This is a genomic window from Morganella sp. HMSC11D09 (assembly GCF_001807955.1).
GTDB classification, from domain to species: Bacteria; Pseudomonadota; Gammaproteobacteria; order Enterobacterales; family Enterobacteriaceae; genus Morganella; species Morganella morganii.
This window is the reverse complement of sequence record NZ_KV791696.1, coordinates 42,551-52,150: the sequence shown is the minus strand read 5'-3', so window position 1 is coordinate 52,150 and position 9,600 is coordinate 42,551. Positions and strand designations below refer to the sequence as shown.

The following is a 9,600-nucleotide window of genomic DNA, read 5'->3' as shown; positions in this document are numbered from 1 at the left end:
AAAAGCGCGCAAACTGCTGGAAGAAGCCGGTTACAGCGAAAAAAATCCGCTGACCTTTGAATTGCTCTATAACACGTCCGATCAGAATAAACAGCAGGCAATTGCCGCCGCCTCCATGTGGCAGAAAAATATCGGCGCGAAAGTGGTGCTGAAAAACCAGGAATGGAAAACCTCCAATCAGAATCGCCATGAAGGAAATTATCAGGTAGCCCGGGCGACCTGGTGCGCGGATTACAATGAGCCATCCTCGTTTCTGAACATTTTTCTGTCAGACAGCAGTAATAACACCAGTTTCTACCGGAATATTGCATTTGACAGTGCAATGCAGCGTGCTTTGCTGGCAACGGATGAAAAAACACGTCAATCCGCTTACCAGGAGGCAGAAACTCAGTTAGATCAGGACTCTGCATTAATTCCTGTTTATTATCGCGTGAGTGTCCGGCTGATAAAACCATCAGTCGGCGGAATTACCGGCAATGACCCGCTTGATTATATGGATATATAGCGCTTATATATGGTAGAAACACATTAATAATAAAAAATTTGCACTCACAGAGTGCGAAAAAAATGAAGGTGCGGAAGTTAAAACGAAAAGCACCTGATAAAAACGCAACAAACGCAAAACACATTCGTCAATGGGGAGTTTATGTAAGATGGTTAATTCAACGAAAAAAACACTGCTGGCACTCAGTGTGGTAGCAGCAATGGGGATGGGTATTGGTACACAGGCGTTTGCTGCGGATGTACCGGCCGGTGTTCAGCTGGCAGATAAACAGGATTTAATCCGCAATAACGGCTCTGAGCCGCAGTCACTGGATCCGCATAAAGTGGAAGGGGTACCGGAAGCGAATATTATCCGTGACCTGATGGAAGGTATTACCCTGGAAGGACCAAGTGGTGAAATTCTGCCGGGCTCGGCAATCTCCTGGGAAAATAAAGATTTTAAAGTCTGGACGTTTAAAATCCGCGAAGATGCAAAATGGTCCAACGGCGACCCGGTCACCGCACAGGACTTCGTTTACAGCTGGCGCCGCCTGGCTGATCCGAATACCGCATCACCGTATGCCAGTTATCTCCAGTATGCTCACGTGGTGAATATTGATGATGTTATCGCCGGGAAGAAAAAGCCGGAAGAGCTGGGCATCAAAGCGCTGGATGATAAAACCCTTGAACTGACCCTCTCTGAAGAAGTGCCGTATATTCCGAAACTGCTGGCGCATAACTCCATGTCTCCGGTGCATCCGGCCACTGTCGAGAAATTCGGTGATAAGTGGACTCAGCCGGGCAATTATGTCAGCAACGGCGCATACACCCTGAAAGACTGGGTGGTTAACGAAAAAATCGAACTGACCCGCAACCCGAAATACTGGGATAACGAAAAAACCGTTATTAATAATGTCCGTTTCCTGCCGATTTCCTCTGAAGTTACTGATGTTAACCGCTACCGCAGCGGTGAAATCGACATGACCTATAACAACCTGCCGATTGAACTGTTCCAGAAACTGAAAAAAGAAATTCCTGACGAACTGCGCATTTCGCCGTATATGTGTACCTATTACTACGAAATCAATAACGAAAAAGCGCCGTTTGATAACCCGAAAGTCCGTGAAGCCCTGAAACTGAGCCTTGACCGCGACATTATGGTCAACAAAGTCAAAGCACAGGGTGATACCCCGGCATTTGGTTTCACACCACCGTTTGCGGATGGTATGTCAGCCAAAGAGCCTGAGTGGTTCGCGAATATGACGCAGGAGCAGCGTAACGAAAAAGCGCGCAAACTGCTGGAAGAAGCCGGGTTTACCAAAGATAAACCACTGAAATTTAACCTGCTGTATAACACATCTGATCTGCACAAGAAAATGGCGATCGCCGCATCGTCTATCTGGAAGAAAAACCTCGGTGCAGAAGTTCAGCTGGTTAACCAGGAATGGAAAACCTTCCTCGATACCCGCCATCAGGGGACTTATGATGTTGCCCGTGCCGCATGGTGTGCGGATTATAACGAACCGTCTTCATTCCTGAATATGGTTCTTTCTTACAGCAGCACCAACACTCCGCATTATAAGAGTGCGGAGTTTGATAAGCTGATGAAACAATCCCTTCAGGTGAAAACCGATGCGGAACGTGCGCAGATCTATCAGCAGGCGGAAGCCCGGCTGGATAAAGACTCTGCCATTGTGCCGGTCTATTACTATGTCAGTACCCGTTTAGTGAAACCGTATGTAGGTGGCTATACCGGAAAAGATCCGCTGGATCACTTCCACACCAAAAACTTATATATGATTAAAAAATAATACCGACGGTTGGCCGCCCTGCGAAGGGCGGCCTGTGTAGTGTGTACCCCCGGAAGCGGGTACTGTATAGGAACGGGCAATGTTTAAGTTTATTCTTCGCCGTATACTCGAGGCGATCCCGACGCTTTTTGTGTTAATTACTATCTCTTTCTTTATGATGCGTCTGGCTCCGGGCAGTCCATTTACCGGTGAGCGTAAATTGCCGCCGGAAGTGATGGCGAATATTGAAGCCAAGTACCATCTTAATGATCCGATTCACGTTCAGTATTTTGATTATTTAGTTCAGTTATCAAAGGGGGACTTCGGGCCTTCCTTTAAATATAAAGATTACTCGGTGAATGACCTGGTCGCCTCCGCGTTTCCGGTCTCCGCAAAACTCGGGCTGGCGGCGTTTGTGCTGGCGCTGATTGTCGGGGTGAGTGCCGGTGTGATAGCGGCACTGAACCAGAACACCAAATGGGACTATACCGTCATGGGCTTTGCCATGACCGGGGTGGTTATCCCCAGCTTTGTGGTGGCGCCGCTGCTGGTTCTTATCTTTGCCATCCATCTGCACTGGCTGCCGGGCGGCGGCTGGAACGGCGGGCAGCTCAGCAATATCATTCTGCCGATGATCGCGCTGTCACTGGCCTATATCGCCAGTATCTCCCGTATTATGCGCAGTTCCATGATTGAGGTGATGCACTCCAACTTTATCCGTACCGCACGGGCGAAAGGTCTGCCGATGCGTAAGATTGTCTGGCGGCATGCACTGCGCCCGGCACTGTTACCGGTGGTCTCTTATATGGGACCGGCATTTGTGGGGATTATCACGGGTTCAATGGTGATTGAGACGATTTTCGGTTTACCGGGCGTGGGGCAGTTATTTGTCAACGGCGCGCTGAACCGCGATTACTCTCTGGTGCTGAGTCTGACCATCCTGGTCGGCACACTGACCATCGCCTTTAACTGTATCGTTGACGTGCTGTATGCCGTTATCGATCCGAAAATCCGTTATTAGTCCCGGAGCACGCTATGTTACCGAATGAAAAAAACCGCGAAGCTCTGGAAAATTTCACGGAGCAGCTTGATGTCGAAGGACGCAGCCTGTGGGCGGATGCCCGCCGCCGCTTTATGCATAACAAAGCCGCGATCACCAGTCTGTGTCTGTTGTTTTTAATTACCCTGTTTGTGATTTTTATGCCGATGCTGTCGGAGTTCGCCTATGACGATACCGACTGGGGCATGATGTCCGCAGCACCGGATACGGAGAGCGGCCACTATTTTGGTACCGACTCCTCCGGCCGTGATCTGCTGGTGCGTGTGGCTATCGGCGGGCGTATCTCGCTGATGGTGGGACTGGCGGCAGCGCTGGTCGCTGTGCTGGTGGGAACACTGTACGGCGCGATGTCCGGCTATGTCGGCGGCAAAACTGACTCTGTCATGATGCGCGTGCTGGAAATCCTCAACTCCTTCCCGTTTATGTTCTTTGTTATCCTGCTGGTGACCTTCTTTGGTCAGAATATTTTTCTGATTTTCGTGGCTATCGGCATGGTTTCCTGGCTGGATATGGCGCGTATCGTGCGCGGCCAGACACTGAGCCTGAAGAGCAAAGAATTTATTGAGGCGGCGAAGGTCTGTGGTGTGCCGACCCGCAATATCATTCTGCGTCATATTGTCCCGAACGTGCTGGGTGTGGTGGTGGTTTACGCCTCACTGCTGGTGCCGAGTATGATCCTGTTTGAATCCTTCCTCAGCTTCCTCGGGCTGGGTACACAGGAGCCGTTAAGCAGCTGGGGCGCGCTGCTCAATGACGGTGCTAACTCAATGGAAGTTTCGCCCTGGTTACTGATGTTCCCGGCAGCATTCCTGGTGGTGACTCTGTTTTGTTTCAACTTTATCGGTGACGGGCTGCGTGATGCCCTTGACCCGAAAGATCGCTGAGGAGGCCGCCAATGACTCAGTTATTACAGGTTAACGACCTGAACGTGACATTCAAAACGCCGGACGGCGATGTCACCGCCGTAAACAAACTTAATTTTTCGCTGGCGGCGGGTGAGACACTCGGGATTGTCGGTGAATCCGGCTCCGGGAAATCACAGACAGCGTTTGCGCTGATGGGACTGCTGGCCCGCAATGGTGTGGTCAGCGGCTCTGCGGTGTTCAACGGGCGTGAAATTCTCAATCTGAAAGAAAAAGCGCTGAACAAAATGCGGGCGGAAGAGATTTCCATGATCTTCCAGGATCCGATGACCTCGCTCAATCCGTACATGAAAGTCAGCAAACAGCTGACAGAAGTGCTGATGCTGCATAAAGGTCTGAGTTCTCACGATGCGTTTGAGGAATCTGTCCGGATGCTGGACGCGGTGAAAATGCCGGAAGCCCGCAAACGGATGAATATGTATCCTCATGAGTTCTCCGGCGGGATGCGCCAGCGCGTTATGATTGCGATGGCGCTGCTGTGCAAGCCGAAGCTGCTGATTGCGGATGAACCGACCACGGCACTGGATGTGACGGTGCAGGCGCAAATCATGACGCTGCTCAATGAGCTGAAGAATGAGTTCAATACGGCGATTATTATGATCACCCATGACCTGGGTGTGGTCGCCGGTATCTGCGATAAGGTGTTGGTGATGTATGCCGGACGTACCATGGAATACGGCACGGCCCGTGATGTGTTCTACCATCCGTCGCATCCGTACTCTATCGGGCTGCTTAAAGCGGTTCCGCGCCTTGACGGGCAGGAAGACAGTGAGCTCGCCACGATACCCGGCAACCCGCCGAACCTCCTGCGTCTCCCGGCAGGCTGTCCGTTCCGCCCGCGCTGCCAGTATGCGACAGACGAGTGTGCGCGGCATGAGCCGCCGTTACAGGCATTTTCTCAGGGCCGTTTGCGTGCCTGCTTCAGAACTGCAGAGGAGTTGGCATAATGACACATTCAGAACGTCCGGTTCTGCTGGAAATTGAAGATTTAAAAGTCCATTTTTCCATCAGAGATAACAAACAATGGTTCTGGCAGCCGGCGAAAAGCCTGAAAGCGGTGGATGGTGTGACTGTCCGTCTGTATGAAGGGGAAACACTCGGGGTGGTCGGAGAATCCGGCTGCGGGAAATCCACGTTTGCCCGTGCGATTATCGGCCTGGTGAAATCCACGGCCGGCCGGGTAACCTGGCTGGGCAAAGACCTGTGCGGTATGAGTGAAAAAGACTGGCACAATGTCCGGAATGACATCCAGATGATTTTCCAGGATCCGCTGGCATCACTCAACCCGCGTATGACTATCGGCGATATTATTGCAGAGCCGTTGCGCACCTATTATCCGTCAATGAGTAAGACGGAAGTGACAGACAAAGTCAAAGCCATGATGATGAAAGTCGGGCTGCTGCCGAACCTGGTGAACCGCTATCCGCATGAGTTTTCCGGCGGACAGTGCCAGCGTATCGGTATCGCCCGCGCACTGATCCTCGAGCCGAAACTGGTTATCTGTGATGAGCCGGTTTCAGCGCTGGATGTGTCTATCCAGGCCCAGGTGGTGAACCTGCTGAAAGAATTACAGCGGGAGATGGGATTATCCCTTATTTTTATCGCTCACGACCTGGCGGTGGTGAAACACATTTCTGACCGTGTGCTGGTGATGTATCTCGGCCACGCGGTGGAACTCGGCACGTATGACGAGGTGTACCACAACCCGCTGCATCCGTACACCAAAGCGCTGATGTCTGCGGTGCCGGTGCCTGACCCGGACAGAGAGCAGAATAAAACCATTCAGCTGCTGGAAGGGGAACTGCCGTCACCGATTAATCCGCCGTCCGGTTGTGTCTTCCGCACCCGCTGCCCGCTGGCGGACAGTGAATGCGCAAGAACCCGGCCGCTGCTGGAAGGCAGTTTCCGCCATGCAGTGTCCTGCCTGAAGGTTGATCCGCTGTAAATACGGTAAAGCCGTTAATTTTATTTTTGAGACAGAGCGCCCGGTACGGGCGCTTTTTTTTCATCTCCACATCCTGCTTTTCCGCACCAGCCGCAAAATCTGACAGGGCGTACTTTGCGGCCTTGCAGGCAGCTTACTGATTCCGTTATTAAAAAGCACAGCCGGTTTTCAGGTGTGTCAATAATGAGTTGTTGACCAATGTCAACATATAAACTACTGTAGGTACAGGAAATGAAGAAACATCCGGATAAACATATTCAGTCCGCGATTGAATATGCACTGTTACAGGGATGCGCCGGGGAATTCCTCGCATGCATTCTGCCGGTTACGGTGCGGGTCACCGTATGATGAACACCGGCAGCATAAGATGAGTGTCTGGTCAACACCGCGAAATACGGAAAACCATGCAAAGCAGATCAGACGAAAAGTGGATGCCTGTCAGTGAAAACGGGCAGCAGGAAAGGGGGAAACGATGGCACTGTATAATTTTACGCTGACGCTGTCCGGTGTGACAGCAGATACAGAGAACCTGGAGGATGCCTTATTTGCAGGCGGTTGTGATGATGCATTACTCTGTTTTTACGGTAAATCAGTCTATCTGGAATTTGACCGGGAAGCACCGTCTCTGGATTGTGCAATCCGTACGGCGGTGGAAGATGCGGAGTCAGCCGGTGTGAATGCACGGGTGGAATCGGTGGATTCTGCTCTTGTCGGCCTGAGTGATATTGCGGAACTGACTGGTATGTCACGTCAGGCAATCGCGTTGCTCAAAGATGGTGCGCGCGGCCCGGGCACCTTTCCGGGGCCGGTGCAGCGGCTGCGCGGGCAATCCCCGTTATGGGACTGGGCTGCGGTCGCGTCCTGGCTGATGGCACAAGGGCGGTTGGCTGCACATTCTGAGATGGCAGAAAATGCAAAAATTATCAGCAAATGGAATCTTGCATTACGTGCAGGGGCTGCAGAGGATCCCGCTGAAATTGACATTATCACAAGGTCATTAATCGCCCGGCGTGAAAAATGCCGCTGCTGACCGCGTGACCGGCGGGGAGATTATTCCCGCCAGCGGACAGCGTATTCCGGTGAGCCGGTAAAATGCCGGGAAATCAGCACACGGGCAAAAATCTGATCGATATCTGCATTTTCATCCGGAGCCAGGCCGATAACCACTTCGGCACATTCCGGGTTTTGTGCCAGAAAAGGTGCAAACTCTGACCAGTCACTGCCGGTTGGTACAATTTCAGCACCGCCGATCTCTTCAAACTGAAGGTTAAACAGCAGGACGTCTGCCGGGTCAAGGTTATCCATTGCCTGTTCCAGAAACAGGTCATAGGCCATTTCAATCGTTTCCTGCTCGCTGAGGCGACGGGGAAGAGAGGTACTCATAGGTCAGGTTACATTCCGGTGATCCCCCGCCGTTTTATACCGGCGGGGATAATAAAGAAAGTCAGTTTATCACAGCAGAGGACTGAAGAAATAACATAACCGCTCAAGAACACGGTTGGTCAGCGGACGTTTTTCCCATTCAGTGTAATCGAGGCGGGTTGCGCGTGAAATATAGTCATTCTGGACAATATTCAGGTCACCGGCAAAACTTTCATCATCGATAACGGCGGTGATTTCAAAGTTGAGCCACAGGCTGCGCATATCCAGGTTTACGGAACCGACCATACTGAGCTGGTCATCCACGAGGACACTTTTCGTGTGCAGCAGACCATCCTCGAACAGATAGATTTCCACGCCGGCTTCCAGCAATTCAGTATAAAACGCGCGGCTTGCCCAGCGGACGAGGAATGAGTCATTAAGGCGCGGCATCACAATTGCAACACGCACGCCACGCATGGCGGCGGTACAGATGGCATGCATCAGGTCATCGCTCGGGACAAAATACGGCGTGGTGAAGGTCAGACGCTCCTGTGCGGCAAAAATAGCCGTCATCAGGGATTGCTGGATCAGCTCTTCAGGGTAACCCGGACCGGAAGCCACAATATTGACGGTATGGCCGCTGTCTTTTTCAAACGGCATTTCAATATCGTCCGGCGGCGGCGGTAACAGGCGCTCTCCGCGCTCCATTTCCCAGTCCAGTGCATAGATAATACCGAACAGGGTGGTGACAGGGCCTTCCATACGAACAAGGATATCAACCCATTCACCGACACCGGCGTCCTGTTTAAAGTAGCGCGGATCCACCATATTCATACTGCCGGTGTAGGAAATATAGTTATCGATAGTGACGATTTTCCGGTGCTGACGCAAATCCATCCGGCGCAGGGCGAAGCGCAGAATGTTTACCGGCAGAGCTTCGACAAATTCTATCCCGGCATTCCGCATCATCTCCGGATAATCATGGCGGAAGAAGTGCCAGCTGCCGGCGGAGTCCACCATAATCCGGCATTTTACACCCCGCTTGGCGGCGGCGAGCAGGGCATTGGTGACATTGTCCACATCACCGCCCGGTTTCCAGATGTAAAACACCATATCAATGCTGTGTTTAGCATTATCGATATCTTTGACAATCTGGCGTAATGAGTCCTCGCAGGTGGTAAACAACTGAATCTGGTTACCTTTTACCCCGGGAATTCCCTGGCGGTGCTCAATCAGCTGAAACAGCGGAGCAGCCTGGGTACTGTTTTCCGTAGCGAAAATGTGTTTTGACTGACGCAGATTTTCAACCCAGCCGGAGACAGACGGCCACATTCCTTTTGCCTGCTCAACCCGGCGGCGGCCGAGATGGAGTTCACCGAAGGCGAGATACGCAATAATTCCGATAAACGGCAGAATATAGATGATCAGTAACCAGGTCATGGTAGATGTTACCGGGCGGCGTTTGTACATTACGCGGACAGAGATACCGGCGACCAGCAGCCAGTAGAAAAGAATACTCAGCCAATATAACAGCGTATAAAATGTCGACATAGGTATTATCTTTCTCTAAGAATAAGGTTTGCAGACAAAACAGGCTCAGGATCTGATTGATACTCCACCGGAAAATGTATCAGAAAGCTTTCTGTAATGCTGCTGTATTTGTGATTTAAGTCAGTTTAACCACTTTTTTCTGCCGGTGTTTGCAGATATTGCGGGAAAGCGGTTGGTTATTGTGTCAGGCAGTTTATAATAATTGCCCTTATTATTAGCTTATTTTTTCACACAGTCTAAAAAAGGGTTTAGTTATGAGACACAGCAGACCGGAAGTTGCACGTTGGCGTATGTTACGGCAGGCAACCCGTCGTCGTCGTCGCTGGCTGGAAAGTCAGTCCCGGCGGAACATCCGGATTTTTGCTCTGCGCAAGCTGGATATCGCGAGACAACGCCGTTCGCTGCTGTTTGCTCAGGCTGAATTAAGCCACTAAGAAGTGACCATCAGCACGATAAGTGACAATGGTTGTGTCTTTCGTATTGAAA

General features: G+C 51.4%; 10 protein-coding genes and 1 pseudogene. 9 read left to right on the top strand and 2 right to left on the bottom strand.

Translation table 11 applies throughout. The features are described 5' to 3' along the window. The 8 genes and pseudogenes from HMPREF3119_RS19850 to HMPREF3119_RS11800 form a co-directional block, all read left to right on the top strand. On the top strand, positions 1-505 hold a 505-nt coding region (locus HMPREF3119_RS19850), incomplete at its 5' end, for an ABC transporter substrate-binding protein (protein ID WP_246829276.1). Between the two features lie 148 nt (positions 506-653). Beyond that, complete coding sequence (oppA, locus tag HMPREF3119_RS11830; RefSeq protein ID WP_004238181.1) at positions 654-2,294, top strand: oligopeptide ABC transporter substrate-binding protein OppA; 1,641 nt, start codon at positions 654-656, stop codon at positions 2,292-2,294. A 79-nt stretch (positions 2,295-2,373) separates the two neighbouring features. Beyond that, positions 2,374-3,294, top strand: coding sequence for an oligopeptide ABC transporter permease OppB (gene oppB / locus HMPREF3119_RS11825; protein WP_004238180.1), 921 nt, complete (start codon positions 2,374-2,376; stop codon positions 3,292-3,294). Positions 3,295-3,308: 14 nt separating this feature from the next. After that, positions 3,309-4,217, top strand: coding sequence for an oligopeptide ABC transporter permease OppC (oppC, locus tag HMPREF3119_RS11820; protein ID WP_004238179.1), 909 nt, complete (start codon positions 3,309-3,311; stop codon positions 4,215-4,217). Positions 4,218-4,228: 11 nt separating this feature from the next. Beyond that, positions 4,229-5,203 carry an ABC transporter ATP-binding protein gene (locus HMPREF3119_RS11815; protein WP_004239183.1) on the top strand — a complete coding sequence of 325 codons (975 nt, stop codon included), beginning with the start codon at positions 4,229-4,231 and terminating at the stop codon, positions 5,201-5,203. Then, on the top strand, positions 5,203-6,201 hold the full coding sequence (gene oppF, locus HMPREF3119_RS11810) for a murein tripeptide/oligopeptide ABC transporter ATP binding protein OppF (RefSeq protein ID WP_032098122.1): 999 nt from the start codon (positions 5,203-5,205) through the stop codon (positions 6,199-6,201). Before HMPREF3119_RS11815 ends, oppF begins: the two co-directional genes overlap by 1 nt. Before the next feature lie 231 nt (positions 6,202-6,432). Next, positions 6,433-6,646 (top strand): annotated as a pseudogene (locus HMPREF3119_RS11805) (hypothetical protein). 27 nt (positions 6,647-6,673) lie between these two features. After that, complete coding sequence (locus tag HMPREF3119_RS11800; protein WP_036417280.1) at positions 6,674-7,231, top strand: helix-turn-helix transcriptional regulator; 558 nt, start codon at positions 6,674-6,676, stop codon at positions 7,229-7,231. A gap of 20 nt (positions 7,232-7,251) precedes the next feature. On the opposite strand, the gene HMPREF3119_RS11795 is transcribed toward HMPREF3119_RS11800, so the two are convergent. Together HMPREF3119_RS11795 and cls are read right to left on the bottom strand one after the other, a co-directional pair. After that, the gene (locus tag HMPREF3119_RS11795) at positions 7,252-7,584 is read right to left on the bottom strand and encodes an HI1450 family dsDNA-mimic protein (RefSeq protein WP_032098125.1); all 333 of its coding nucleotides are present in this window, start codon (positions 7,582-7,584) and stop codon (positions 7,252-7,254) included. 69 nt (positions 7,585-7,653) lie between these two features. Continuing rightward, a complete protein-coding gene (cls, locus tag HMPREF3119_RS11790; RefSeq protein ID WP_004238173.1) occupies positions 7,654-9,114 on the bottom strand; it encodes a cardiolipin synthase in 1,461 nt (486 codons plus the stop codon). Between the two features lie 254 nt (positions 9,115-9,368). Here cls and HMPREF3119_RS11785 point away from each other — a divergent pair, with 254 nt between their 5' ends. After that, positions 9,369-9,548 carry a YciY family protein gene (locus tag HMPREF3119_RS11785; protein WP_015422737.1) on the top strand — a complete coding sequence of 60 codons (180 nt, stop codon included), beginning with the start codon at positions 9,369-9,371 and terminating at the stop codon, positions 9,546-9,548. Positions 9,549-9,600: the final 52 nt, after the last annotated feature.

Excerpts from the sequence above, each read along its gene's own strand:
- oppA (WP_004238181.1), top strand. The coding sequence starts at position 654 with ATGGTTAATTCAACGAAAAAAACACTGCTGGCACTCAGTGTGGTAGCA.
- oppB (WP_004238180.1), top strand. The coding sequence starts at position 2,374 with ATGTTTAAGTTTATTCTTCGCCGTATACTCGAGGCGATCCCGACGCTT.
- oppC (WP_004238179.1), top strand. The coding sequence starts at position 3,309 with ATGTTACCGAATGAAAAAAACCGCGAAGCTCTGGAAAATTTCACGGAG.
- HMPREF3119_RS11815 (WP_004239183.1), top strand. The coding sequence starts at position 4,229 with ATGACTCAGTTATTACAGGTTAACGACCTGAACGTGACATTCAAAACG.
- oppF (WP_032098122.1), top strand. The coding sequence starts at position 5,203 with ATGACACATTCAGAACGTCCGGTTCTGCTGGAAATTGAAGATTTAAAA.
- HMPREF3119_RS11800 (WP_036417280.1), top strand. The coding sequence starts at position 6,674 with ATGGCACTGTATAATTTTACGCTGACGCTGTCCGGTGTGACAGCAGAT.
- HMPREF3119_RS11795 (WP_032098125.1), bottom strand. The coding sequence starts at position 7,584 with ATGAGTACCTCTCTTCCCCGTCGCCTCAGCGAGCAGGAAACGATTGAA.
- cls (WP_004238173.1), bottom strand. The coding sequence starts at position 9,114 with ATGTCGACATTTTATACGCTGTTATATTGGCTGAGTATTCTTTTCTAC.
- HMPREF3119_RS11785 (WP_015422737.1), top strand. The coding sequence starts at position 9,369 with ATGAGACACAGCAGACCGGAAGTTGCACGTTGGCGTATGTTACGGCAG.